The organism is Bartonella sp. DB5-6, from assembly GCF_000278115.1.
GTDB classification, from domain to species: Bacteria; Pseudomonadota; Alphaproteobacteria; order Rhizobiales; family Rhizobiaceae; genus Bartonella; species Bartonella refiksaydamii.
Genome location: NZ_JH725116.1, coordinates 126,292 through 149,550, shown reverse-complemented (window position 1 = coordinate 149,550; position 23,259 = coordinate 126,292). Strand labels below are relative to the sequence as shown.

At 40.3% G+C, this 23,259-nt stretch carries 31 protein-coding genes; 6 read left to right on the top strand and 25 right to left on the bottom strand.

What is annotated here, in order from left to right; translation table 11 throughout:
• Nucleotides 1-3: 3 nt before the first annotated feature.
• The 5 genes from MCO_RS09795 to MCO_RS03410 are packed head-to-tail and all read right to left on the bottom strand — an operon-like array spanning nt 4 to nt 4,947.
• Complete coding sequence (locus tag MCO_RS09795; RefSeq protein ID WP_007552628.1) at nt 4-1,458, bottom strand: hypothetical protein; 1,455 nt, start codon at nt 1,456-1,458, stop codon at nt 4-6.
• An 11-nt stretch (nt 1,459-1,469) separates the two neighbouring features.
• The gene (locus MCO_RS03425; RefSeq protein ID WP_007552627.1) at nt 1,470-2,354 is read right to left on the bottom strand and encodes a hypothetical protein; all 885 of its coding nucleotides are present in this window, start codon (nt 2,352-2,354) and stop codon (nt 1,470-1,472) included.
• Nucleotides 2,332-2,781 (bottom strand): hypothetical protein, encoded by a 450-nt coding sequence (locus MCO_RS03420; protein WP_007552625.1) that lies wholly within the window; start codon nt 2,779-2,781, stop codon nt 2,332-2,334. The genes MCO_RS03425 and MCO_RS03420 overlap by 23 nt, the downstream gene beginning before the upstream one ends.
• Nucleotides 2,781-4,238: a hypothetical protein gene (locus tag MCO_RS03415; protein ID WP_007552622.1), complete on the bottom strand. Its 1,458-nt coding sequence runs from the start codon at nt 4,236-4,238 to the stop codon at nt 2,781-2,783. Before MCO_RS03415 ends, MCO_RS03420 begins: the two co-directional genes overlap by 1 nt.
• Before the next feature lies 1 nt (nt 4,239).
• The gene (locus tag MCO_RS03410; RefSeq protein ID WP_007552621.1) at nt 4,240-4,947 is read right to left on the bottom strand and encodes a hypothetical protein; all 708 of its coding nucleotides are present in this window, start codon (nt 4,945-4,947) and stop codon (nt 4,240-4,242) included.
• Nucleotides 4,948-5,012: 65 nt separating this feature from the next.
• Here MCO_RS03410 and MCO_RS03405 point away from each other — a divergent pair, with 65 nt between their 5' ends.
• Complete coding sequence (locus tag MCO_RS03405; RefSeq protein ID WP_007552620.1) at nt 5,013-5,321, top strand: type II toxin-antitoxin system RelE/ParE family toxin; 309 nt, start codon at nt 5,013-5,015, stop codon at nt 5,319-5,321.
• The gene (locus tag MCO_RS03400; RefSeq protein ID WP_007552619.1) at nt 5,302-5,586 is read left to right on the top strand and encodes an addiction module antidote protein; all 285 of its coding nucleotides are present in this window, start codon (nt 5,302-5,304) and stop codon (nt 5,584-5,586) included. The genes MCO_RS03405 and MCO_RS03400 overlap by 20 nt, the downstream gene beginning before the upstream one ends.
• A 34-nt stretch (nt 5,587-5,620) precedes the next feature.
• Here MCO_RS03400 and MCO_RS03395 read toward each other — a convergent pair whose 3' ends face one another.
• The 7 genes from MCO_RS03395 to MCO_RS03365 all read right to left on the bottom strand — a co-directional run bounded on the left by MCO_RS03395 (nt 5,621) and on the right by MCO_RS03365 (nt 12,171).
• Entirely contained in the window at nt 5,621-6,001 is a 381-nt protein-coding gene (locus MCO_RS03395; protein WP_007552618.1) for a hypothetical protein, read from the bottom strand.
• Nucleotides 6,002-6,012: 11 nt separating this feature from the next.
• Nucleotides 6,013-6,393 carry a hypothetical protein gene (locus tag MCO_RS03390; RefSeq protein ID WP_007552617.1) on the bottom strand — a complete coding sequence of 127 codons (381 nt, stop codon included), beginning with the start codon at nt 6,391-6,393 and terminating at the stop codon, nt 6,013-6,015.
• 20 nt (nt 6,394-6,413) lie between these two features.
• Nucleotides 6,414-7,541: a N4-gp56 family major capsid protein gene (locus tag MCO_RS03385; protein ID WP_007552616.1), complete on the bottom strand. Its 1,128-nt coding sequence runs from the start codon at nt 7,539-7,541 to the stop codon at nt 6,414-6,416.
• A gap of 93 nt (nt 7,542-7,634) precedes the next feature.
• A complete protein-coding gene (locus MCO_RS03380) occupies nt 7,635-8,522 on the bottom strand; it encodes a hypothetical protein (RefSeq protein WP_007552615.1) in 888 nt (295 codons plus the stop codon).
• Nucleotides 8,523-8,535: 13 nt separating this feature from the next.
• Nucleotides 8,536-10,545: a portal protein gene (locus tag MCO_RS03375; protein ID WP_007552613.1), complete on the bottom strand. Its 2,010-nt coding sequence runs from the start codon at nt 10,543-10,545 to the stop codon at nt 8,536-8,538.
• Complete coding sequence (locus MCO_RS03370; protein WP_007552611.1) at nt 10,530-11,858, bottom strand: PBSX family phage terminase large subunit; 1,329 nt, start codon at nt 11,856-11,858, stop codon at nt 10,530-10,532. Before MCO_RS03370 ends, MCO_RS03375 begins: the two co-directional genes overlap by 16 nt.
• Nucleotides 11,839-12,171, bottom strand: a complete 333-nt coding sequence (locus MCO_RS03365; RefSeq protein WP_007552609.1) for a hypothetical protein — start codon at nt 12,169-12,171, stop codon at nt 11,839-11,841. Before MCO_RS03365 ends, MCO_RS03370 begins: the two co-directional genes overlap by 20 nt.
• A 204-nt stretch (nt 12,172-12,375) precedes the next feature.
• Here MCO_RS03365 and MCO_RS03360 point away from each other — a divergent pair, with 204 nt between their 5' ends.
• Entirely contained in the window at nt 12,376-12,999 is a 624-nt protein-coding gene (locus tag MCO_RS03360) for a hypothetical protein (protein WP_007552608.1), read from the top strand.
• A 9-nt stretch (nt 13,000-13,008) separates the two neighbouring features.
• Here the strand turns inward: MCO_RS03360 and MCO_RS03355 are convergent, their stop codons facing one another.
• The 9 genes from MCO_RS03355 to MCO_RS03315 form a co-directional block, all read right to left on the bottom strand.
• Nucleotides 13,009-13,539, bottom strand: coding sequence for a hypothetical protein (locus MCO_RS03355; RefSeq protein ID WP_007552607.1), 531 nt, complete (start codon nt 13,537-13,539; stop codon nt 13,009-13,011).
• The gene (locus tag MCO_RS03350; protein ID WP_007552606.1) at nt 13,508-13,840 is read right to left on the bottom strand and encodes a hypothetical protein; all 333 of its coding nucleotides are present in this window, start codon (nt 13,838-13,840) and stop codon (nt 13,508-13,510) included. The genes MCO_RS03355 and MCO_RS03350 overlap by 32 nt, the downstream gene beginning before the upstream one ends.
• Nucleotides 13,841-13,852: 12 nt before the next feature.
• Entirely contained in the window at nt 13,853-14,293 is a 441-nt protein-coding gene (gene ssb, locus MCO_RS03345) for a single-stranded DNA-binding protein (RefSeq protein WP_007552605.1), read from the bottom strand.
• Between the two features lie 318 nt (nt 14,294-14,611).
• On the bottom strand, nt 14,612-15,382 hold the full coding sequence (locus tag MCO_RS03340) for a hypothetical protein (protein ID WP_007552604.1): 771 nt from the start codon (nt 15,380-15,382) through the stop codon (nt 14,612-14,614).
• 407 nt (nt 15,383-15,789) lie between these two features.
• On the bottom strand, nt 15,790-16,305 hold the full coding sequence (locus tag MCO_RS03335; RefSeq protein ID WP_007552603.1) for a hypothetical protein: 516 nt from the start codon (nt 16,303-16,305) through the stop codon (nt 15,790-15,792).
• A complete protein-coding gene (locus MCO_RS03330; RefSeq protein WP_007552601.1) occupies nt 16,292-16,639 on the bottom strand; it encodes a hypothetical protein in 348 nt (115 codons plus the stop codon). The genes MCO_RS03335 and MCO_RS03330 overlap by 14 nt, the downstream gene beginning before the upstream one ends.
• A 181-nt stretch (nt 16,640-16,820) precedes the next feature.
• On the bottom strand, nt 16,821-17,282 hold the full coding sequence (locus MCO_RS03325) for a hypothetical protein (RefSeq protein ID WP_007552600.1): 462 nt from the start codon (nt 17,280-17,282) through the stop codon (nt 16,821-16,823).
• Nucleotides 17,227-18,369 carry a DUF1376 domain-containing protein gene (locus MCO_RS03320; protein WP_007552599.1) on the bottom strand — a complete coding sequence of 381 codons (1,143 nt, stop codon included), beginning with the start codon at nt 18,367-18,369 and terminating at the stop codon, nt 17,227-17,229. Before MCO_RS03320 ends, MCO_RS03325 begins: the two co-directional genes overlap by 56 nt.
• Nucleotides 18,359-18,832 carry a crossover junction endodeoxyribonuclease RuvC gene (locus tag MCO_RS03315; protein WP_007552598.1) on the bottom strand — a complete coding sequence of 158 codons (474 nt, stop codon included), beginning with the start codon at nt 18,830-18,832 and terminating at the stop codon, nt 18,359-18,361. Before MCO_RS03315 ends, MCO_RS03320 begins: the two co-directional genes overlap by 11 nt.
• A gap of 65 nt (nt 18,833-18,897) precedes the next feature.
• On the opposite strand from MCO_RS03315, the gene MCO_RS03310 reads away from it, so the two are divergent.
• Entirely contained in the window at nt 18,898-19,551 is a 654-nt protein-coding gene (locus MCO_RS03310; RefSeq protein ID WP_007552597.1) for a hypothetical protein, read from the top strand.
• Here the strand turns inward: MCO_RS03310 and MCO_RS03305 are convergent.
• The 4 genes from MCO_RS03305 to MCO_RS03290 all read right to left on the bottom strand — a co-directional run bounded on the left by MCO_RS03305 (nt 19,548) and on the right by MCO_RS03290 (nt 22,079).
• Nucleotides 19,548-20,306, bottom strand: a complete 759-nt coding sequence (locus tag MCO_RS03305) for a hypothetical protein (protein ID WP_007552595.1) — start codon at nt 20,304-20,306, stop codon at nt 19,548-19,550. The two genes, MCO_RS03310 and MCO_RS03305, sit on opposite strands and share 4 nt — an antisense overlap.
• Nucleotides 20,307-20,318: 12 nt before the next feature.
• The gene (locus MCO_RS03300) at nt 20,319-20,780 is read right to left on the bottom strand and encodes a hypothetical protein (RefSeq protein ID WP_007552594.1); all 462 of its coding nucleotides are present in this window, start codon (nt 20,778-20,780) and stop codon (nt 20,319-20,321) included.
• An 11-nt stretch (nt 20,781-20,791) separates the two neighbouring features.
• Nucleotides 20,792-21,127, bottom strand: a complete 336-nt coding sequence (locus MCO_RS10790; RefSeq protein ID WP_196794021.1) for a dATP/dGTP diphosphohydrolase domain-containing protein — start codon at nt 21,125-21,127, stop codon at nt 20,792-20,794.
• A gap of 670 nt (nt 21,128-21,797) precedes the next feature.
• Complete coding sequence (locus MCO_RS03290) at nt 21,798-22,079, bottom strand: hypothetical protein (RefSeq protein ID WP_007552592.1); 282 nt, start codon at nt 22,077-22,079, stop codon at nt 21,798-21,800.
• Between the two features lie 112 nt (nt 22,080-22,191).
• On the opposite strand from MCO_RS03290, the gene MCO_RS03285 reads away from it, so the two are divergent.
• Both MCO_RS03285 and MCO_RS03280 read left to right on the top strand, forming a co-directional pair.
• Nucleotides 22,192-22,521, top strand: a complete 330-nt coding sequence (locus MCO_RS03285; RefSeq protein WP_007552591.1) for a helix-turn-helix transcriptional regulator — start codon at nt 22,192-22,194, stop codon at nt 22,519-22,521.
• Nucleotides 22,522-22,785: 264 nt separating this feature from the next.
• On the top strand, nt 22,786-23,196 hold the full coding sequence (locus tag MCO_RS03280; protein WP_007552590.1) for a hypothetical protein: 411 nt from the start codon (nt 22,786-22,788) through the stop codon (nt 23,194-23,196).
• Nucleotides 23,197-23,259 lie beyond the last annotated feature (63 nt).

The window sequence follows — 23,259 nt, the reverse complement described above, 5'->3', positions numbered from 1 at the left end:
AACCTATTTTCTTATAGTCATTCTTTTACCATCGGCATCAATAACAATAAAATCTGCCCCTTTCGGTAAGGCTTCAATTTCTTCTGCACTTTTTACTACAGGCGCATTTGCACTATGTCCTTGCTGTGGAGCATTAAAATGCGGCTGTGAGGTAACCTTATCAACATTCTCTTTCGTTAATGCAACGTGACCGTTTTCTAGCAAAGACAATACGTCTGATTTCATCTTACCCAAAATTTCATGGATTTTTTTCAATCTAAACAAGAGCTCTTTATGACCCAAGTTGTACTTTATCTCTCCTAAATAGCTCTTTAAGATATCAAGCTCTCTTTCTGTGAGATTTCCAAAACCTGAGGCGCCATTACGCGAATACTGTCTCATCGTTTCTAAACGATCAATACCTATACGATTTTTAATGGAATCAAGCAGTGAACTCATATCACGGTGTTGAGGAACACCCAACTGAGCTTGTATACTAGCCGCATTACCTGTAGCCCATTCACCATTTTCTTCTATATAGTTCATAAAACGTTCAATGTCATGGAGTGTATTATTACTGATAGTTTCTCTATTTTTAAGCTCTATCGTTTCTCGTAGGCGGTCCAATTCTTCTTTAGATTTAGTGTCATAACCGCCATTCACTTTTTGTAATAGAAAAGCATTCAACGCATCTTTATTCCCAGCCATGAACCGCGCTTCTTCTTCACTATAGCCTTTGGACTTTAGATACTCGACAGTTTGGTTAATCTGCCCTCTTTGTTTATCGCCTGCATTAAGTTGCTTAACACCACTTGCAAGCGCATCCCACCCAGAACCGCCTGACGGTGCTGCCGACATACCTGCAAAAAGATCTTGAAGCTTTTTATAAAAATCAGACTGGACAAACTTTTCAAAACCAGTTCGAGTATCTGCTGGAGAAGGTTGTGGCTGTGGTGTTGAAGCTGCCTCTACTATAGGCGTAAGTTGTTTAATCTCCTGTGCATTAGGGAGTGATGGATGATCACCTACACCAAGTGGTATTTGCGCTTCAGGAACCATATAGGGCTCTTTCTTCTCATGATAGATTCCATCAGGAATAATAGAACCTACGTTAAGAGAAGAAAGAGAACCCGTATCAAATGATTTATCAATAGAAATTGCACTAGGAACAACAGGACCTTGATGCTGCTGTATCAATTGCTGTAACAGATTCATTTTATCAATCGGTCTCTCACCAATTTTCGGAATAACCATCCCTAAGAGCTTACGACCATAGATCTCTTCACGCTTTTGGCGTTCTCTTTCTTCTTGAACTGTAGACCATGTTCTTCTAGCACGTTGTACTGTAGGTGGAAGATGTGCACTATGTTGTATTAAACCATCTGCTCCTATTCTAGACATTCTAACTAAAGGATGTTCACCTTGATCAGGAGGAATAAAAAAACGCGAAATGTTATCGAACCAAGAACTTTTTTCCATTTCTTTCTTTCCTATACACCAAATTTTTTGCCTAAAAATGCGCCAAAAGGCTTAGAAATATCAGGAACACCCATAAAACTTGTCGCAAGACCTGCTACTGTCGCAAAATTCTTCCAAGGGTCGTTGCCTTGCATCATAGAGGCTGTATTATTATTCGTCGTTGAGCCGTAATTGCCTGCAAAGCCATGCGCGGCATTCATCAACATGTTCAGTCTATTCCAACCGCTATTGTCTTGCTCCAGCCAACGTTCACGATTGGCATCAACAAGTCTTTGGTTGTAAGCATCAAGCACACCTCCCCCTTGCATGGCATTGGTATAGGCATTACTGTATCCATGTAAGAAATTATTCGCCGCTCCCAATTGGTTCTGATTGGTTTGATCAATCATCGCATTGGCTTGCATCATGTGCTGCAAATCTTGATTATATTGATCAGCCATAGCACGCGCATATACAGAGCCACTCCCCTTCCGCAATTCATCTTTATGATCAGGAGTTCCATAGCGACCTATACCTGAGAAATATCTGTTAATTCTATTTTCTACATCATCCAATCCATCTTGAAGCGCCTGACCAAAATACGAATTCCTTCCCATCATACCACCAGAAGCTATACGCCCAAGATTGTTCGCAGATGCCGTTGGATTGTTGATTAAATTCAACAGAGAACGGTTTTGATAGTGCAATGGTACACTCCCAATACCTCCAATCGCTTGGGTGGTTGGAGCACTTAACGGTGCTACACGCGGTCCACCGTAAACATTACCACCTGCCCCTGAGTTATAAAGACCAAATGCATGTGCACCTCCCTGTCTAAAGAGGTTATCCACCCAAGAAGGAGGTGCTGTGGTTTGTACCTGATGTTGTTTGGTTTCAGTTGGGCGTTTTTCCCCCATCTTCTAATCCCTTTCTATAATATACCATATCTATTCCATAACCTTGCTTCTTCAGTGCCGGTTTCCACCCTAAACGTCCCAAGATCTCCATCTCAAAAGCACCATTCTCATATGCCCAATCCTCTATAACGCTTAGGTGATCAACAAGCTCTAACCCGCCCTTACCGCTACAACCACAAACAAGCGCACGCTTCTTTCCTAATGCCGTATATTGAAGTTGGGTCGTAACCGCTGCTAAAAACGCATCATCGTCATCAAGCACCAACCATAACTGCTTCTTGCCATTGCAAATCTCTTCAAGGAGTTCTTGCAAAGTAAGTTCGTGCTTGAAACGTTCACTATAACGACGAAAAGCTGCAACTATCTCTTCAAGATAAGGAGCTATGCGCTCCTTATCCCAAGAAGTCGTGAGAACTATCTTTGCCATTAGCCTCTGCCTAGTGACCGTAAATCCACATTAAAGCCCGTGATGTGTTTCCACGTAACACCTTCAGGAATCCGCAATTTAAAGCGGTGATAGCGATTGCGTGAACGAACATGATAAACACCCGTCACAAAGGAACATATCCTCTCCTTGTGCCATGTAATCGGTGTGTTATTACTACAAACTCTCCGCTCTCCTATGCTTAAAAGTCCTTCTTGCGTATCAACCTCTGCAAACATCTTGGTGAAAAAACTAAAACTCCCATCAGGCGCACCCATCTCTTGCGAAACAACAATCGCCTCCATCGGCGCTCCTGTAAACACAACAAGTCTGTTTTTCTTATCAAAAGCACCAAGCATAGGTGCTCCACTTTGCCAAATAGAACTGTCAAGAGAAGCCGGTAAGCTCTCAAGACTTGTGGAAATCTCATCTAATTGTTCCAATGTATAGCCTGCCGTGAATACTGGAAAGAACGTAAAAAGTTCTCCTTGAAGGGTCGACCATTTCTGCAAACCCCAATCATAAACAAAGGTGGTTTGTTTGCTATTGCCACTCTTCAAAGACCAATAAACGCGATTATAAACAGGGTCTATCACCCCTTGCATCTCATCAAGGGCAAGCTTATCAAACGTCGAGAATACCGTTCGGTCAACCTTTTCAAAACCTATCGGTAAAAGTTGACCATCAGTGCTCATCTGATAAAAACCACCATCACCGGCAAAAAAGGCATCACTACCACGACAAGCAATAGCTCCAGAACTTCTTGCCCCACGCTTGTCTTGGATCTTTTGAAAAATAAACGGAACCTTAGACCCTAAGGTAAAAGAACCGGCATAAACAGCAGAACGTAGAAAAACAAGTGGATTGCTCGATTCTGTCGCACCCTGCACATGTTCACCATCATGAAAGTCATGATAATAACAATCTTTACCACCAACCGTCCAATGGCTTGCATCATTCAAGCCTGACCAATGGATACGATTGGGATGATCTGTTAGCTGCATCAGGCAAACGAAATCACCCCAAACTTTTACCAAACCTGCTTTGGGCGGATTACCTGCTAAATCTTCAAACTGTTGAGAACTGCGAACCTTGAAAAGCTGTGGTTTGTCGTTTCTGTTCACCGCAATAATGCTTTCACCAAATAACGCAAACGACCATTTGTTTTCCTCATTCGCCTGATATGTCACACCACTTTGGCTAATGTCTTGCCAACCACGCGTTTGACTATCATAACTATAGAGCTTCTGCGCTCCTCCAACGATTATCTTAACACTATTGCCTGTCCTAAACGCTATCATGCCCAATGGCTTCTCTCCCAAAGGAGCAGAAATTACCGTAGCACTGGGCATGGGCATGTAAAAACCATCCGCCGGTAAAACATTCACAAGCCTATCAGTAAAGTTGCTGTTAACAACCGCAACATCTGGTCTGTAATCAGCAATGGGAAAATAAACCATCTTAGAAATCCGTTGGAATTATTCTGGTCACGTTATGACGTTGAGACGTCTCTGCACGCAATTCTCGCAACTGTTCGTTAAAGTCATTGTAAGCCGCCGCGGCAGAATCTGGTTCTTTCAAGATATTCTTATACAATTCATACTTTGCACGCGCTTTGATCAGATCAAAGGCATGGACAAACCATGGATGCTCCTCATCGACACTCTCTATCTCTGATAAACGCATAGGTGAGAGAATGAGTTGAATCTGATAGGCTCTATCCGGTGTGGGATAAAGATGTAATTGCCTATCAAAATAACTGTAACAAACCGGCGTTCCTTGCTGCTCTGATGATAACAAAGGCTCTAAAGAAACATGGTCCTTACACTCCAATGCAAGCTTGTGATGTTGATCAGAACTCAGATAAACGTTTTTGATTTTAACAGCACTTTCGATATGGCTGGTAGTGCTTGCATCATAAACACCTTGTCCCGCCCGTGTCTCAAACACCACATAACGGCTTTCGTTAAAGTAAAAGGTCTCCCGTTCACAAAAACGAATGGCTGCAAAAATACTTTCTTGGATTTGATGAACATACTCATCCGCTATGTCATCAATCTCATCTTGAATGACCGACACAAGGTGCGAAAGTGTTCTCTTATGACGATAAACATCTCGCTTTACAGGTATTGGTCCTCCGGTCTTAACCCGAATATAATGACGTGTCATCAAAATACCTTTCAGTAAAAATTATTACTATTGATATTATATATTTTGTGTAGTATAGTGCACTGATGGTAACCATTCATAAAACGATAGAATTTGATACTTGGCTTAAGAAACTTAAAGATAAAAGCGTTAAAGCTATTATTCTTCAACGTGTTGTACGGTTAAGACAAGGTCTTTTAGGTGATGCGAAGTTTTTTAATGGCATTGGTGAATTACGTATCCACTATGGGGCTGGTTACAGAATTTATTTTACCCAAAGAGGCTCTGATTTTATCCTTTTGTTATGCGGTGGAGATAAATCAACGCAGAAAAGAGATATTGAACAAGCGTTAAAGTTAAAAGAGGAGTACAGTGATGAAAACTACACCATTTAAACCAGAAGAATATCTTGAAACCACTGAGGAACAACAAATATTTCTCAATGAAGCCTTCAAAACAGGTGATGCTGCTCATATAGCGGATGCCCTTGGTATAGTTGCGCGAGCTCAAAATATGAGTGCCTTAGCAAAAGAAACCAATCGCGAACGCAGTGGATTATACCGCTCTTTAAGCAAAACAGGTGACCCTAAACTTTCTACTTTAGTCGCTGTCTTATCTGCCCTTAATTTGCAACTCTCTGTACAGTCTTCTACTTCATAAACTGAGAGGGAGTTAATACATATCTCCCCCAATTTCAGTGATTAGTCACAAACTCAACAACCACCGTTGCTTCACCGGATTGAACCGATTTCGTTACTTTCGCATAGAGAGTGACCTCTTTATCAGAAGGTACAAACTCTTTTTGATTGTTTATCGTGACCGTTTGAACACCTTGTTGTTTAATATCAGGTTCACCAAACTCTTTTCCTCCAGCAGTGCTGCCAATCTGTAACTTGGCATCTGTAAAAACCGTTTTGACAAAAACCTTAATCGAGGTAATCAGGGCTCCACAAGGTAAAGTGCCTATTTTCATCACTTGCTCTTTAACTTCATGGCTAAAATTAAGCCGCAAAAAGCTTACCTGCTGGGTATGAAGATTTCTCCCTTGCAAGGGCTGTGGTAAATAATCTGCCATATCTTATCCCCTCAACGATTAGTCACGAATTGCACAACCACAACACACTCACCAGCCGCAGTTGTTTTATCCCGTGTTGCATAAAGGGTAACTTCCTTATCAGCTGCAACAAAAAACTTTTGATCTGTTGGCGTAAAGTCCTGTGTGCCTTGGGTTTTGATATCCTTTTCACCAAACTCATTGCCGCCATAGGTGCTACCTATCTTTAATTTTGCCTCAGAAAACGCGGTCTTGACAAAAGCCTTCATCGAAGTGATCAAAGCACCTCGAGGCAAAATTCCTATTTTCTCCGTAAGATGTTTATCTTTATGCGAGATATTCAAACGTAAGAAACTCACCTGTTGGGTATGAAGAGTTCTTCCCTGTAATGGAGGTGGTAATTGATCTGCCATGTCTTGTTTCCTCCATATGATTAATTATCAGGTTCACCACTGTAAGTGGGAATGACAATCGTTCCAAAATCTTGGGCTGCTTGAGAGCTATTTGGAAATTTGAAACGGGTTTTCTTCATGCCAATCAGTGTTTTCGCAGACAAACCATAGTAACGTTGATAGTCGAAATGCTCTTCCACCAATTTATAGCGATTGACATTGCGATTATTCCCAAAAGCCATAACGATACTCTGTGCACCAAGCAAAACAGCGCGACGCACACTTTTTTTCGCTGTATGATCGGTGGATTTAACCCCATGGGTGACATGTTCAGATTCACGTAAAATCACACCATTATACATGCCTAAAGAACCATCAAAGATTGGGTTTTTCGCACGAGAGCCTGTGTAAGCAGCTTTCTGAATATCAAGCCACTGACCCGTTTCTGTATTGGTACGCAATTGCATCACTTGTGTTGGATGCAAATAAAGAACATAAACACTCTCCCCATTCACACGCACTGGTCGAATTTTGGGATTAGCAAGTTTGGCCATTTTTACAGCTTCGTCAATAAGCTTCAAACTAAAGCTGTGTTTTGGGGCTTCACTTAGCTCTTCATCCTTGGTTTTACTATCTGGACGGATAATTCGCTTACTGCTTGGTGCCAGAGGTTCATTAAATCCATAATGCACATTCTCGATATCTATCATCCGATCTTCAAAAGAGATTGTCCTTGCTGTATATCCACAAGCTTGAATGAAAAACATCAAGCTTAGGCGATCTGCATACCAATCAACCAAGCCATCTTTTGCTTCGTCACGCAAATCAAATGTTGTACGTTGCTGCGCTATACTACCTTCATTTTCTACACGAACTGCATGCGAAAGCTCGTCAATATACAATCTGTCATGAAGGAATTGTAATGCCTCTTCATTCCCTTCAAGCGTCTGTCCTGAGGTGACACCCCGTCCCAAAAGCTGTGCACGCAAGCTAAATGTAACACAATCTCCTCTGCCCTTCTGTGTTTCAGTTTTAAGTTGAATAATACTGTTCGACCCCCTGCCTATAAGAGGGGCAATAGGTATCGCCTTTGAAACTTCTGTATTTAATAATTTTGACCACGTGCTTATCGCATGAGGATCATCTGCTCTAACTGTTGTTAATGCCATTGATTTAACCTTTCTTTGCTGTAAAAAAAAACCGGCTTAAAAGCCGGACTATCAACCTGCATAAAACAGGCTAGTTTCTATAAAAAAGCGCACTTAATACCCGTTACCTGCACCATGTAATTGCCGGAATATTTCTTTATTTCTCGGAATGGATATCCAAGCGTCAAATTCTTCTTCTGACATCCTATCAATGCTTGCTAAAGTGGTTGGTCCAACACTCACCCCTCCACCAGATGCCGTCAAAGTCCGCGCAGAATTCTGACGACTTTGAAGCTCTGCTACCTGATTATTGGCTTGTTCCACTTGGTTTTGATAACCAAGATTTTTTGCTATCCCATAAAGCTCGTCTGCTGGATTAATACCCTTTTGTGCACATGTAGCTACAATCGTACGTAATTCATTGCCTATAATCGCATCTATCGTACTCTTTTGCGCATACTCAGGATAAACCGTTGACCAAGCTGCTAACTGCTTAGCACGCGTCTCATAAAGATAATCCGCCGCTGCATCAAAATCACTGTACTTCTTTTTAACCGCTGTAACAGAATTTTCTAAAAACTGGTTCAAATGCGCATCGTGCTGTTGTTGTTCAAAAGCCTGCCTTTGTGCTTCCTGTTGTGCTTTAATAAACGCACCTTGTTCTTGAAGCTTCTTGTCCATCCGCAGAATATAACCTTTTGGGTCTTTCTCCAAGTCAAGCGGTGTGTCATCACCGTCAACATAAGATTCCTGAGATTTCTGGTCATAAAACTTCATAAGGGCTTCACGCGCTTGGCAGGCTTGTTCTTCTGCACGCTGCTCCTCTACCGTAGATATCTCCGAAACCTCATGAACAGGCTGTGAGACCGGCTCTTGAGAACTTACATCATCACTGGTAACGGTTTCACTGTCACCGCCGCCATCAAAAGAGCTCTCATCATCCAAGACCGGTGCCCCAACTCTATAATCTTTATTCATAGCTTCATTCATTTCTGCATTCATTCTTTCACCTCTCTCAACTATGCATACCTCTGTGTAATGCTATTCGCTCTCGCATGATCTGATTGTGTGCCTGATCATTGAGAAGCTTCTGCCGTTCAATCTCATAGCGTTGTTGCATCAGTTCCGCTTCTGTTTTTGCTCTCTCTTGATGCACAAACAGATCAATCTGCTTTTGTTGCAAATCCATCTGATGCATCTGTGCTTTCGTCTCTAAATCTTGTTGTTTTTCCTGCAACTTTATTTCCTGCTCAGGGTCCATCTGCTGTTGTTGTACCATTTGTTGCTGTTGGAACTTCTCACTGACACGATTGAGTAACGACGCTGGTAATGGTGAATAACGAAGTAGATCAAGCATAATATCCGGCGTAATAGCATTTTGGAGTAACGGTAAAAGCTGTGTGATGATACCGAAGGTGCGCTCTTTCTCATTCGGGCTGGTTGGCGCATCATCAACCACAATATCATACTCGACACTCGTTACTCCTTCACGCGTCAATGGAATATATTGCGCATTCTCTTCACCAGATATCCGTACCAAACGCCCATCGGACAAGTAATTCTGTATCAAGTGCAAAATAATCTTACCTTGCCTTTTGCGATACAAACGTAAATCATCAAACAGACAAGCAAGCAGATTTAAACTGGATTGGCGTCGTTGTGCCTCCAAAATACCCGCTTGTGTCACTTCTCTTGTGCCAATGAATTCTGGCGATAAACCCGTCACCTGATTAATTGCTTCCTTAGCTTCATTAAACAGCTGGAAAAACCCCGTTGGAAATTCTGCTACGGGTTTGGGTTGGATCTTTCCTTGTGCAAGAGCGCCATCTTCAGCAACCAGCAACGCATCAGCCCGTGCCCAATCTTGCATAGCCTGCCCGATGTCCTTAAACGCCCCTTCCTCGACAATAAGCCCCCCTTTGGATTGGCTATTGAGGATATACATAACTTGACTAAAATATTTATTCGCCCACCGTTGCGGGTCTTTTGTCGGACGTACAACCCCATAAAATTGCCGTTCTATCTTGTCAAAATATCCCGTTATACACTCCCAACCCAATTGACCAGCTGGAACCATGGGTTGATCGGGGCATAGCAAAACCTTCCTGCCTAAAAAAGCGCGCTTAATAACCTTTTTATTAAAAGCCGCCCCTTGGATATCCGGCATCATGCACTGTAGCTGCTTAAATTCTTCCTCGCTATAATCACGAAGTTCTCCAGTGCTTAAATCGGGCGCTTTGTAATACCTCTCGCTTTCAAACCAACGGCATTCAACAAGCGTGACCATCCGACGACCATTTTCAACATCAATGCTCCCCTCATCACTGTAATAATCAAGATCATTGTGGTGAATACCTCCATGAGAGCTCCCATCCATTGCCCAATCCGCACTCAGTTCACTCCAATGGGCTTTGGGAAACATCTGCTTGGCTACTTCCAAAGGCTTGCGGTCCACATACCACAAACGTTGTGCATCGGTTAAGTTCGGTTGCACCGCTGCACTATCCCAAACCATCTTTAACGGGTCTAAACGGGTAATTACCGGTTCACCATCGAGGCTGTTTTCATAATCAAGGCGGGTATCAGTCCAGCCCATGCCACAAATGACAGCATCCTGAAACGCATCACTATCAGCGTATTCTGCATGCGCTGTATCTCTAAACCATTCCGCTGCACCGGTAAGCAATTCACTTGGCAATGCCTTACCTACTTGACGTGGAATAAACTGCACTTCGCGCTTGTTATTGCGCTCTGACCCCACAACAGCATTGACCAATGGGGCAATACGATTAAAGGTCATAACGGGGCGGCGTTGCTTTTTTAACGCCGATAAATCTTCTTCATTCCATTGATCACCATTGTAAAAACCAAAATCCTCCCGTGCATGTTCACGCCATTTGTTCACATGCTCCACATCTTCTTTGTACCAACTGACAAGCTTGCGAAACAAACCTTCATGAGAAAGATCAGAGACTTTGCTGTCTTTCTCTAAATGTTCATCATCATGCATCATTCTGCCATCCATGAGGTACTCTCATATTCCGTTCTGCCGCTATAAGCTGGTCGCTTTTGTATTTCTTTTGGTGGTTTGTATGAAATGCACATCAATCCAAAGGCATCTGCCCCATGACTGGACCAATCATGCTCTGCTCCCAAGCCAATATTACGCTTCTCATCCCATTTCTCGTGATACCAGTTCAGTGCCTTGCGTCCTGCTACCGTCGTCTTCTCATTAAACCAAACAGAAGGCAAAACACGGCGGACTGTTTCTATACGTATCTTAACAGCCCCTGCTCCCTGATTAGGGATAACTTTTGTTTGAAAGCCTGCCTGTTTAAGAGCGCTTTCAAAACTCACATTGTGCACACGGTCTCTGGTCGCACCATCATGGGGGAGAACCATCAACGCCTTCTCATAGCCATTTTGACGCAACCAGCCTACATGTTCTGATAACGGTTGTCCCTGTGCTTCGTAATAATTAAGCACCCTGATTTCTCGCCCCACAAACTGTGCTATCCATATCGCTGTTGCATCTGCCTTGGCTCCTGTTCCCCCAATATCCCAAAAGGCGCGTATCTGCATTAAAGGATCACGAGCAACACGCCCTATCCGCCCCTCTTGCTCGGCTGCCAACATTTCCTTTTGATAGTAAGCGCCTTGAACCGCTGTAAGATAAGCCCCCTCCCAAATATGCTTATAGGTCTCAGGGCGGTTTCTAAGGTCATCAAGACGCGCTTCATTCAAGATCTTTGGAAACTTCGGATTGTCTGACCAATTGATCTCAACACGCTTAATTGCCTTATTGTCTGAAAAGCGAAACCGCTTCTCAACGGGGGCATTTTCTCGCAATGGGTTCCATGTGACCCATAACTCTGCGTGCCATCCCTCTCCCTCTTCACGCAACGTCGGTATAAGCGTTTGCCAAGCTGTCTCTGTAACGGGCTCTGCCTCATCAACCCAACAAAGCAAAATACGCCCCATAGACTTGATACTTGCAATATTGCGGTCAAGACCAGAAAACTGAAAGGCTATACGACCATCTCTCGACTTAATCGAGGACTCCCCAACCTTGTAATAGTCCTTTAAAAAGTCATGCGCTTCAATGGCGCGTTTAATCTCCTCCAATGAACTTTCTGCTAGAGAATTCTGAAACTGCCGTGCACAAAGAATAGTGCCTGATATTCCTCCCATGCCAAATTGATAGCCTTTTAAAGCAGCCATCAAGGCAAATGATCTTGTCTTCCCAGAACCTCTCCCTCCCCAAGCCGCTCGTACCAAAGCCTTACCTGTAAAAATCGGTATAAGCTTTGGAACAATATTAATCTGTCGTGTCGTCATTGACCAAAGGCGCGATTTCTACACGCGTTATCACCTTAACGGCTCCCCCATCTTCACCTGTTACCTGTAAAGGCAACACCTTACCAAGCAACGCTAAATAAGCCGCTGGACATTCCATAGCCTGCTTTTCCAAATAGGAAATCAAACCATCATTGCCAATTTTATTCCCAGCATTCTCAGCAGCCTTAACCACTGCTTCTTTTAAAATGCGCGTCATTTTATTGGGAACGCCTTTAACCCGCCCTTGACCTGCCTTTGGGGGTATACGCTTTTTAATGGGTTGTGGAGCCTGTTCTGTATTTTGTGATGTCATAAAATACGCCCTCCAGATAATAAAAAACCCCGCATTTGCGGGGATTTCAAACTGCACTGCCTCTCGTCTAGATACAATACGACCAAGTACAGCAATGTCATTAAATACGATTTGCTACACTTTGTCAACATAAAAATAACACATATTGATACATTCAAAAGGAATCGGTTAAACAGCGCTTATAATAATTAGGGATTCAAAACGATGAAATCATTATCCATAACACGCATCATAACATTTATAGCTTTCTTTTCTATATCAGCGCTACCTGCATCAGCGTCATTTGGATTTATAGACAAATTGACGCGTATGTTTACAAGTGTAGATACTAAAGAGAAGTATAATAAACTTTACAACAAATACGCGAGTGAATCATATATTGGCTCTACGCATTCTGAAAAGATACTCGAAGCAAAAGAATATGCACACAGACATGGATACACCGAAACTGATCTTATATTGAAACGTCATCTATGGGTTATTTATTGCGGACGCTATGTGAATTTATTGCGGGGTGATTATAATATATTGATGTCACATATGGATCTACCCATGGCTCTACCCAATGTGATAGATCATTTACGCAGGAAATATCTTTGGAAGCCAATGTATTTTATGTGGGCATATAACGAATCAAATAACAGCAAAAATCCAATGATTTATTATGCGAAAGAATTTCTTAAAACTACGAAGGACCCTGAATTTGACTTAGAAGAACAAATTACTGATCTAGTATATAATGTGAGAAACGGTTATTATGAAACGATTGAATTACTAAAGAAACGTTGCAACACCATAGAATGGATATACTATATAATGAAACCGTAATAGAGATTGTCATTTACGATCAAAATGCTTTTGAAGCGCATCAAGAGCAACCCGCAGTGAATTCACAAGATGTGGTAGCATTTGATCTTCTATAACGAGGTACTGTAGCGCTGCATAAAGATTGTACTGTCTATAAAGACACTGGGCTTCTTTTAGTGCCTCTTGCATATTAGAAAACTGTTCTGTTGCAAATTCTACCCACTTATCTCTTGCCTTATCATCTGCTGATGAGGGCATTTCATCATAAACAGCACTTGGCAAGCCTTTTGCACACAAATAGTCGTTTCTTATCTGTAAATACTGTTGCGAGGCGTCATATTGCTCTTGTGTAAGTACGCCTTGCAAACAAAGCCGCCCTATGTAAGTACCAGAAAGTGGATTTTTTGCCTCCTGTAGCGTTAAACCGAAGCGCTTTGCACGTATTTCTATTGCCAATTTATCAACGGCTTCACGCGGTGCTTTTGCACGTGTTATACGACCATTTGGCTCTCTTACCTGCCCTGCTATTTTAGGGCGTCCCCTCTTTTTGTTTTTTTTCACTTATGTCCCCAGATTCCTGTTTAATATCTTGCCAAATTTTATCTGACACTGAACGCACTTTTTCATTCAAAACACATAGCCATATGAATAAAATGAAAGCTACAATTATGGCTGTCCAGTTTTTCCAATCTCCACCACTAAGTGGTGTCATAATAAAGATAGATGACGCCACCCCCAATATGATACCTATAATAAGATTAAAATCGCGCCTACATACATCATGACTCTCTAATATCTGTCTCTGTTGCTCTGTAATAGCATGATAAGATTTACGTCCTGCCTCTAATTTTACATCACTCATTTTCACACCACCTCAAAAAGGAATCTCATCATTTAAAGCGTTTGTAGGCATATCAAGAGGTCTCTGAAAGCTTCTGTCATAAGGGGATGACTGCTCTTGATTATCATTATTTTTGCCATCTAAAAGCTTTAACTCGCCTTTGTACTGAGGCAATATGACTTCTGTTACATACCGTTCAACACCGTTTTTATCTTGCCATTTACGAGTTTGTAGTCGCCCCTCGATATAAACTTTGCTGCCCTTATTGAGATACTGGAGAGCTATTTTTGCAAGGTGTGGATTAAACACCACAATGGAATGCCATTCTGTTTTGTCTACTTTCTTATTGGTTGCCTTGTCTGTATAGCTCTCAGTAGTTGCCATTCGAAAATTAACCACCTCACCACCAGAGGTCATAGTTTTTCTTTCTGGATTGGTACCTAAATGACCAATTAAGATCACTTTATTAAGCATTTGCTTTCTGTCCTTTAATGGAAAATAGTACTTAGAACAAAATGAACTCACAACTGATGGTGGTATAACACATTATGGTGTGTAATTACAAACGAAATTTATTATAACACACTGAATCTAAAGAATGAATCCCATTTTTACTTTATTTAACAGCTTGCATTTTGATACGTTTTGTGCAATAAAGAGATGTTCTTTTAATTTCGATTGATCATTTTAATCGTTTATTTAGATCGCTATTTTTTTGATCATAAAAGCCGTATCAATTCATTTTGATGCGGTTTTTTTGCTATAAAGCAGCCCCCCGCGCCGTTATTTTATTTACGCTGCTTTATCATCACCACAGACATCTTCAGAAAATTTCTTATTTTCTTTAAGCACAGCATTGCCATAAATCGTTGTAAATTGGCAAATTTGTGCCTTGCCACTCACATGAGCATTATCGTGAATTTTTGCACAGGGACCAACACGCGCCGAGCCAGAAACCTTGGCATTGTCATAAATATTGCTACCATCATAAACTATAGCGTTATCAAAAACATGAGCATTTCCATAAGCTTTTGACCACGCAGCAAGGCGTGATTTCCCATAGACATGGGCATCATTAAACACAAGCCCACTCACATACGCATTTTCATAAACACGGGCATTATCGTAAATAAGAGCCCCCTCTGTAATAACGGCATTATCACTCACAACAGCATTGCCAAAAACATAGCCTCCAATTTTTGCATTGCCATTAATGACTGCATTGTCATAAACATGTGCCTTATCATTCAAAACCCATGCCTTATCACTAATCACGGCATTACCATAAACCCTAGCCCAATTCACAACGCAGGCTTTATTGCGTATTTTGGCATTTTCGGAAACGCTTGCTTGAATAACCATAGCATCATCATACACCCAGCAATTGCCATCATGAGAAAGGTTGCTTTCATTTTCAATAAAGCCCCCGAGGTCCCCAGCTTTTACATCAGCAAAATCTCTAATAGCTCTAATGCGGTGTAAAGTCACACCGTTAACAACGCAGTTTTCATTAGTAAGTTCATATTTTGGAGATGTTTTTTGATTTTTTACTGTAGCATTCATGCTAGTAATCCTATTCGTAAAAAAGGTTTCTATTGACACCCTATAAGGGCGTCGGGCGCTAGAAACACGGCGAATAGTCCGCTGTATGCTTTCCCCTAAAAAGGGTATTGTATAACATACTACGCCCGACAAAATCGTTATATGCCAATAATAGCATAAAAGAAAGTCAGTTTCTTAAAGGCATGGGAGAGGCTGTTTCGTAACCTATCCGCTATTCGTAAGTGTTTCTACACACTTGACGTCCTTCTAAACGAACCTTCTTTTAATGTCAATACGTATTTTTTATTTTTTCATATTTTTTCATTTTGATGCTTACCTAATTGAATATTAAGCGCTTTTTCTAGCTTGCTGTCTATAAGGTCATAAGAATGAAGTCTTTGTAAAAAAGTATAAAATAGGAAATTTTACTATGGCTTTTTAACTGAGCACTGTAGTGTGTAAATAGATATATTTATTAAACTGCGTGTATGTAACATAAGAAACAATACACAAACTAAAAAAGAATACCAAAGAGCAATATCTGAGTACCAAAGTACAGTATCTAATGGAAAAGAAAGCTTGTATTCCACGTAATTAGAAACGACAGACAAAGAAACAGTTTCTTTATAACTACTTGGGAAAATTAAAACGACAAGCGCTAAACTTATTAGCTTTAAAAGTCTATGCATATACTGTTGTAAATCACGTGTTAATATCTTCCAACCTGTTGTATTTCCGCATTTGTATTTTGGGTTGTTTTGCAACTCAAAAGGGATATTGGAATTGCATAAAATTGCAAAAACCGTTGTGACTATTACCAAAGAAACAGATGCGAATGTCAAAATACTCTGAATAAAGTCAAGATTTTTTTTAATTCCTAAAAAACATAAAAATATAAAAGTTATAATGCCAAACAAGGCTCTTAGTTGTTTATCTGTAAACATATTTATTTCCTGTGGTTTTCGATAATTTTTTGATCTCTTTATTGATCTCATCTATGAGAGGTTCGTAATTGAGAACGCTTTTCGGAACATTACCTCCATAAACCCACGCTTTCACTTGCGCTTTGGTACTAAAATCCGCATTTTCTGGTGTGGTATAATACTGTCCGCCATCAAACTTTTCACACTCTCTTGTGCCATCAGGATATTCGTAGAGGTTGTAAAAATACTCTGCCGCTCCGTCCCCCCATGGGACATAGCCAACAGCTGTTGCGATAAACTTTTTTTGCATTGGCTGTTTACGGTTTTTTAAGAACAAATGTTTTAAAATCCTCATGCTTTTAGTCCATAATTTTACCAATGTGTCTATTTGCCTCAAAATGGACCGTACAGAAGCGTTTTTAATTTCAATGTAGTTTTTATCATAAAATCTTTAAATCGCTCTGTACGGTGTCTTTCTGTCAATTTAAACGCATATCTATTCTCAAAACGTTCAGCAAATTTCACTACTTTGCTGTTTATCCTTCAATGCCCTTTAAAATCTCTTCAAGTTCTTTTTGAAGCTTTTCAATGCGTTCTGATGGCATCGGTGCCTTTTGATTTGTTCCTTTTTCAGGCTTTTCAAGGTTCTTTAGAAGGCGATTTGCACGAAAGCGAATATCGCTTTCAAGCTTTTCGCAATAACGATAAAAATCTGCTGTTGAGGGCATAAATGTTGGATTTAATCCCTCTGCTTTGCCTTTCAAAACGTTCTTTGTTGCTGTTTGCAATACCCAGCTGCTCACACCTTCAAGAGCGTAAAGATACGCAAGCGCTGTTGATTTTGCGTCTGATCCCAATTGGCTTTTGAGACCACTTGAAAGGACAAGATACGTCGTTTGGATTTCCTCTTCGCTCGCTTTTTTTTCAAGCTTTTTCAACGCATCATTGACTAATGAAGTAACTCTCTCCACTTCTACAATCGAGGGCTTTTGACCCATTTTCCAAAGGAATGGTGGTTCTTTCTCCATCCTCGAATAAAAATTTGTAAACACTATCTGAATTTTTGATATCGGACATGTGCTGTGCAACTCGATAATTCCACCCGCGCTGTTGTCCTGTTTGGGAATTGGTTTGTTTTCCATAATTTTTTCCTTTCTCTAAATCCTCGATAGCCTTTCGCACCCAGTTTCTCCACGTTGCTTTCCAATCCGTTTTGCGTGCATCCTTACCTGCTTTAGCTTTCCAAAAATCTCGAAACTTTGCGATTTCGACTTTCACACGCTCTGGAGGCAACCCCTCTGCAATGGCAAAAGCGTAATCGGGTTCGAAATCATCAGGGATACGACAGCCCCAGTCATTTCTAACCCGCTTTGCTTTTTCTGGAACGCTCTCTTGCTCGTGAATGGGAGGTTGGTTTTCTGATGAGGTTGCGATTTGATCTGATTGGCTCTCGAGATCATGAACCTCCGTTGGCTCTTGAACCAAATCGATTGTTTCTAAATTTTCAGAACCAATTTCTTTTTTTGCTAATACGATAGTATTAGTTTTTTTATTATATATGTTATTGTTATTGTTAATGGCATAATTAAGCATTGCTTGTGCATTGCTAGCGTCATGCTTAGCATTATGCTTAGCATTCTTAAGCATACCGTTAGCATCATGCTTAGCATCCTTAAGCATTGCTTTAGCATCATGCTTAGCATCTTGATCATCACTAATTGTTTTTGCTTTATGATGTTTTGCCCATTTTGCTTGCGCTGCCTTCTGTGCTCTCTCTGAAAATTTATTTAAATTTTCGTTTGAGTTATTGAGTTCTTCCTCAACATCTGAACTCCACAAACGACCATCTTCTAAACAAATGATGTGTCCAGATCTAAATAAATACTCTAATGCCTTTTGAAATCTTTTTACTGAACAACAAGTAAAATGAGATAATATTCGTGAATCATTCAAAAGAGGTTCACGCGTGTGTAACATTCTTATCCGCAACTTCACATAAACATTGACTTCCATAGGCGGTAAATCAGAGAGTTTAAATAGCCACTGGTCTGTATTAAGTCTCGTCCACGGTAATTTACTGGACATACCCCAATTCCCTTTCTTTAACTAAATATAAAATTGCTAAAGCATCTGCTTCGTTGTCATCTTTTGGATTGTGCCCTTTTGCACGCACCGCCTTAATCATCTCTTCTTTCGACGCATTCCCCTTGCCTGTCGTCACTTTCTTAATCGTACAAACCGGTATACCCTCATACGGTATCTGATGCTGTTCACACCAAGCCGTTAAGTGACCTAATAAACCACCGTACACATGCGCAGCATCTGTACCAATATGCCGGTGCACCTCTTCAAAATACACCGCATCAATTCCATCTGCTGTCTGCTTTATTTCTGATAGCCATCTCTTAAAGCGCAAGTAACGCATCCCACCGCTTTCAAAACGACTTGGTTGAAAATTCACGGTACCACTGAATATGTCACCACTTGCACCACGTATCGCCCACCCCGTCTTCGTACCTAGATCAAAACAAAGAATCGTGTTATTCACCGCGCCTCTCCATACAAAATGTGTTTTATAGGATTGTCTTTTTCCAAAAGCGGGCTGAGAAAAATATGGAAGATACACCAACAACATATGAATGTATTTCTTTAATCATTAGTACGTTCTCTCTACTTTTTGTTTTGTATAAAAGCTACAAAGAACAAAAAGAAAAATGTTTAGGACAAAAGTTGCAAAACTGTACTGTACGTACAGTTTATGAACATCTGTCTCCAGAGCATCCTAGTGACCTTGAAGTTGAATTGGAATTAGCCATTTACAATCCTACAAACCAAATAATCAAAATAAATCACATCAAAATACCTAAAAAACACCCATTTATATTTACTGAAGCACTCTACCCAGATCCTACCGAAGGTATCTCAGATTCTAAAAAACGTAAAAATGCAAAGAAAATCGCTTTAAAAAGCGATAAGTATATTGATTTAATAGACCCAAAATTAGATCCTAACCATTTGGGATTTTTTGATCTTTTTAGTATAAAAGCCAAAAGTAAATTGACTCTTTGGTTTACCATACACCCACAAAAACCATGTTTAAGAAAACCTATAACCATCGTAGTTGAACACACCTCATGTAATGATCCAGAAGCAGCGCTTGAAACCAAGTTTTGTCTTGGTTTTTTCCGGTGGACAAACCAGCAAAACAAAACGTGGTTTGATAAACTATTTAAAAGAAAGCTCTTCATGAATAATTCTAATAGCTAAAGCCATATTCCGCACTCCCAATAATAACGGAGTCGCTCCCATATTCTACGGTGCCAAGGTAGAGATGCCATGTATTGTTGTGGTGTTAACATAGACAATTTATAAGTCGTATTGGAAATGTAATTAAAGTTTGGAACTAGGTGATCACCACGTAATCTGCCGCCACCAAAAACAGCCCCCAAACCACTAATCCAACAATTACCTTCGTGACTGAGGTTCTCTTCACTCTCTACCCAGCCACCTAAATCACCTTTCTTTACTTTGCCAAAGCTTCTCAATGCTCGTATTCGGTGTAACTTGAAAGGACCGAGATCAACTGTATCGTCTGTAAGTTCGTATTTCTTTTTACTACTATTAACTAAATCACAACCACTAATATAACCTGTATCAATCCATGCATTACCACACACACGGGCATTTCCACAAATTATTGCTGTACCGTATACATGTGCATTATCAAAAACTTTAGCATCAAAATAAACAATGGCATTGCCATAAACATGAGCGTTATCATAAACGTTGGCATTACCAAAAACCTTGGCTCGACCGTAAACCCTAGCACTACCATAAACCTTTGCATCGTCCCCAACCCAACAGTCTCCCTCATGACTTAAATTGCTTTCATTTTCAATAAAGCCACCTAAGTCACCTGCGTACACATCTCTAAAATTTCTTAAAGCACGTATACGGTGAAGCGTAACTCCATTAACTTCGATTGTTTCATCAGTAGATTCATACTTCTTTTTAACTGTCATCTTATCCACACCTCACTTACCCTTCTTCTTACTCTTCTTATTTTTATGAGACGGCGCTTTTACTGCTTCATCACGCTGTTTAAGCTCTTGTGTTAGTCTTTGAATTTCCGCATCACGTGATTGCACATCTGCTTCAAGTGTCATTACAACTTCACTTACATTTCTGAACGCCTTTTCATGCTCTTCAGTCTTTTGTTTCAGTTGTTTCATTTCCTCGTCGCGTTCTTCAAGCTCTTGTTTTAGTTCTTCAATTATCTTGTCACGTTCTTTAAGATCCGCATCACATTCATCAATTGTCTGCTTGCTTTCCTTTAAATACCTCAACTCATTCTCTCTCATTTCTTTCTTAAGATTATTAACCTGCTCTTTAAGTGCTTTAACTTGGTCACGATAATGCAAGGCAAAACGAAATATGACCCCTCCTAAAAGCAAAACTGAAAACGTCACTATCCATAAAATTTCATTTAAACTCATCTTTATCTCCTTTAATTTTTATGAAGGCGGTCATCATGACCAATCTGTTGTGCTTCGCATTCCATTAAAAAAAGAATGCAACAAGCCGCATGTGCCAAGTGTGACAAATCACTCTCAGCATCCTTATGCTCTCCACCAAACCATGCTAATAAATGACGTAAAGCAGCACCGTGAAACCTGCTCCAGTGCATGCCATTACGCCAATTGTTTGCTCCGTACTTCTTTGCCCCAAACTCTAAAACTTTACCGATTTCAATCAGTGCCAACGGTGGGATTAGTTCAACACGCGCCTTACCAGCATCATCCTTATGTGCTTCGTTTGTGCTATATGAAACGTGTTTACGCATGTAAACTTCGTCGTTATCGCGAAAATCTTCATAGTCACAAACATCGGCATTGCCGTAAATCTTGGCATTCTCTCTAATCTTGGCATGCCCGTGAACTAACGCATTGTCATAAACTTTAGATTGATTGAAAACTTCGGCATTACCAAAAACCTTAGCTTGACCGTACACACGTGCTTTTGTATAAATTTCAGCATTCCCAAAAATGCGAGAATTCCCATAAACTTCTGCTTGACCTCTAACAAAAGCATTCTCATAAATTTGTGCTTCACCGTAAACGCGAGAATGATAAACCTTGCTATTACCGTAAATCTTTGCATGATCATAAACATACGCAAAATTAGAAACTTCTGCACAACCGTATACTTCCGCATTTCCAAAAACACGAGCCCTGCCACCAACACGTGCATCTCCAAAAATCCTAGCATTGCCAAAAACATATCCACGGCTAAAGGAATTATCCGAATCATCTACCCAACAATCCCCTTCATGTGATAGGTTACCTTCATGTTCTATAAAACCACCAAAATCACCTTTTTTAACGTTTCCAAAGTCTCTCAGTGCCCGTATGCGACGAAGCATTACAATACCATGTGAATTATTCTTATCAGGATAAAGCGTTACTCCTTGGCGTGTGAACTCATATTTCTTTTCTACAGCCATCATCATCTCCTTAAGAGCGCAAAGTCTCACCCGCGCTATCAACGCCGCAGCTCTTGAAAATCTTCGTAATTGGGGGGTGTTGCTCTTGCATTAATCTCTGCAAGCGTTCAGGATAAAAGAAATCATCAGGACGCAAATCTATGCCATGGTCACGTGCATAATTTAAAATTTTTTGCTGGTGTTTTGCTGGTATCGAATTACGCCATCTGCAAACAGATGATACATCCCTTTTAACTATGGTTGCTACCGTTTTGTAACCACCTAAATATTTTATGATTAATCTCGAAGGCATATCTATCTCCATAACAGCGCAATAGATAATTGCATTTTATGCACAAGTCAACACAATTGTGCCTTTTTAGCATTTTTTGCATAAAAGTATATTTTTAAGGATTATATGAATCATGAAACAAGATATTCAGTCCCAAATTAAGCTATGGATTAAAGAGCGGCTTAAAGAACGTGGACACGGTGCACAAACATTATTAGCTTCACATCTAGAGTTACACCCGTCAGCAGTGAATCGCATGCTTAATACCTATCAAAATGGGAAAACCCGCGATATAACCATAGATGAATTAGTAAAAATCTCTGAATTTTTTAATGAGCCTCCACCTAGTTTTTATAAAGAAGTGGATTTAGATTTCATGAAAATGTGTGCCTCTCTTGAACCAGCCGATAAAGAAGCCGTACTTGATTTTCTTGAATTACTAAAAAAATTAAAAACAAAATAAGCAACAACTGATTGTTCTTTTTCATTAAATAACGAAAAAATAGAAGCTATTTTTTTATCTATATTACTCATAACACCTCCTAAATTGTGGATAGAGTATAAATTAATTACATTTTTTAAGAAAATTTTTTGCATTTTATGCAAAATTTTAATTGACTTGTGCATAAAATACAATTATCACCATGCCATAACCTCAAAAAAAAACGCCTGTCAAGAGACGTTTGTAACAAAATGATATTTATAAATTTTGGTAATGGAGGCAGTTGTGAATAAACCAGTGTTTATAAAATCTGATGAAATTCTCTTAGTGATGTGCAATGATGAGATAGACAACATTGCAAAATCTGGTCCTTTCTACGAAGAAAAGGACATTATCAAATTTATCGACCAAACCGAGAATGCTGTCCAAATCTTGCGCGTCGAACCAACGACTCATCGTTGTGAAGATATCTCTGAAGATATTGCGGAGTTCTACCTTAGAGAACATGAAGAACAGTGTTTAAATGGAAAAATACCTCACGAATTTATTGAACACAGCGCAGCATACAGTTTTTTTTTAGAAGAAATCGAACAGCAGCGATATGAAGATGAAATGTTTGGTACCTATGAACAACAGCACCGTTTAACCCTTTGGGACGTTATTCCAAACTACCCTCACTATACAGGGCGTTTCTAAAAGCGCGCCGTTCTTTTCAAAAAATTGACCACACAATGCAATGCCGTTCTTTTGCAAGAACGA

What these genes read in the sequence shown, in the direction of transcription:
- MCO_RS03380 (WP_007552615.1), bottom strand. Translation starts at nt 8,522, where the DNA reads ATGAATGCAGAAATGAATGAAGCTATGAATAAAGATTATAGAGTTGGG.
- MCO_RS03410 (WP_007552621.1), bottom strand. Translation starts at nt 4,947, where the DNA reads ATGACACGTCATTATATTCGGGTTAAGACCGGAGGACCAATACCTGTA.
- MCO_RS03425 (WP_007552627.1), bottom strand. Translation starts at nt 2,354, where the DNA reads ATGGGGGAAAAACGCCCAACTGAAACCAAACAACATCAGGTACAAACC.
- MCO_RS03325 (WP_007552600.1), bottom strand. Translation starts at nt 17,282, where the DNA reads ATGGGTCAAAAGCCCTCGATTGTAGAAGTGGAGAGAGTTACTTCATTA.
- MCO_RS10790 (WP_196794021.1), bottom strand. Translation starts at nt 21,127, where the DNA reads ATGCGTAAACACGTTTCATATAGCACAAACGAAGCACATAAGGATGAT.
- MCO_RS03310 (WP_007552597.1), top strand. Translation starts at nt 18,898, where the DNA reads ATGGAAGATACACCAACAACATATGAATGTATTTCTTTAATCATTAGT.
- MCO_RS03330 (WP_007552601.1), bottom strand. Translation starts at nt 16,639, where the DNA reads ATGAGGATTTTAAAACATTTGTTCTTAAAAAACCGTAAACAGCCAATG.
- MCO_RS03305 (WP_007552595.1), bottom strand. Translation starts at nt 20,306, where the DNA reads ATGACAGTTAAAAAGAAGTATGAATCTACTGATGAAACAATCGAAGTT.
- MCO_RS03390 (WP_007552617.1), bottom strand. Translation starts at nt 6,393, where the DNA reads ATGGCAGATCAATTACCACCTCCATTACAGGGAAGAACTCTTCATACC.
- MCO_RS03360 (WP_007552608.1), top strand. Translation starts at nt 12,376, where the DNA reads ATGAAATCATTATCCATAACACGCATCATAACATTTATAGCTTTCTTT.
- ssb (WP_007552605.1), bottom strand. Translation starts at nt 14,293, where the DNA reads ATGCTTAATAAAGTGATCTTAATTGGTCATTTAGGTACCAATCCAGAA.
- MCO_RS03370 (WP_007552611.1), bottom strand. Translation starts at nt 11,858, where the DNA reads ATGACGACACGACAGATTAATATTGTTCCAAAGCTTATACCGATTTTT.
- MCO_RS09795 (WP_007552628.1), bottom strand. Translation starts at nt 1,458, where the DNA reads ATGGAAAAAAGTTCTTGGTTCGATAACATTTCGCGTTTTTTTATTCCT.
- MCO_RS03350 (WP_007552606.1), bottom strand. Translation starts at nt 13,840, where the DNA reads ATGAGTGATGTAAAATTAGAGGCAGGACGTAAATCTTATCATGCTATT.
- MCO_RS03375 (WP_007552613.1), bottom strand. Translation starts at nt 10,545, where the DNA reads ATGGATGGCAGAATGATGCATGATGATGAACATTTAGAGAAAGACAGC.
- MCO_RS03400 (WP_007552619.1), top strand. Translation starts at nt 5,302, where the DNA reads ATGAAAACTACACCATTTAAACCAGAAGAATATCTTGAAACCACTGAG.
- MCO_RS03385 (WP_007552616.1), bottom strand. Translation starts at nt 7,541, where the DNA reads ATGGCATTAACAACAGTTAGAGCAGATGATCCTCATGCGATAAGCACG.
- MCO_RS03395 (WP_007552618.1), bottom strand. Translation starts at nt 6,001, where the DNA reads ATGGCAGATTATTTACCACAGCCCTTGCAAGGGAGAAATCTTCATACC.
- MCO_RS03420 (WP_007552625.1), bottom strand. Translation starts at nt 2,781, where the DNA reads ATGGCAAAGATAGTTCTCACGACTTCTTGGGATAAGGAGCGCATAGCT.
- MCO_RS03340 (WP_007552604.1), bottom strand. Translation starts at nt 15,382, where the DNA reads ATGAATGCTACAGTAAAAAATCAAAAAACATCTCCAAAATATGAACTT.
- MCO_RS03320 (WP_007552599.1), bottom strand. Translation starts at nt 18,369, where the DNA reads ATGTCCAGTAAATTACCGTGGACGAGACTTAATACAGACCAGTGGCTA.
- MCO_RS03300 (WP_007552594.1), bottom strand. Translation starts at nt 20,780, where the DNA reads ATGAGTTTAAATGAAATTTTATGGATAGTGACGTTTTCAGTTTTGCTT.
- MCO_RS03415 (WP_007552622.1), bottom strand. Translation starts at nt 4,238, where the DNA reads ATGGTTTATTTTCCCATTGCTGATTACAGACCAGATGTTGCGGTTGTT.
- MCO_RS03335 (WP_007552603.1), bottom strand. Translation starts at nt 16,305, where the DNA reads ATGTTTACAGATAAACAACTAAGAGCCTTGTTTGGCATTATAACTTTT.
- MCO_RS03405 (WP_007552620.1), top strand. Translation starts at nt 5,013, where the DNA reads ATGGTAACCATTCATAAAACGATAGAATTTGATACTTGGCTTAAGAAA.
- MCO_RS03365 (WP_007552609.1), bottom strand. Translation starts at nt 12,171, where the DNA reads ATGACATCACAAAATACAGAACAGGCTCCACAACCCATTAAAAAGCGT.
- MCO_RS03285 (WP_007552591.1), top strand. Translation starts at nt 22,192, where the DNA reads ATGAAACAAGATATTCAGTCCCAAATTAAGCTATGGATTAAAGAGCGG.
- MCO_RS03290 (WP_007552592.1), bottom strand. Translation starts at nt 22,079, where the DNA reads ATGCCTTCGAGATTAATCATAAAATATTTAGGTGGTTACAAAACGGTA.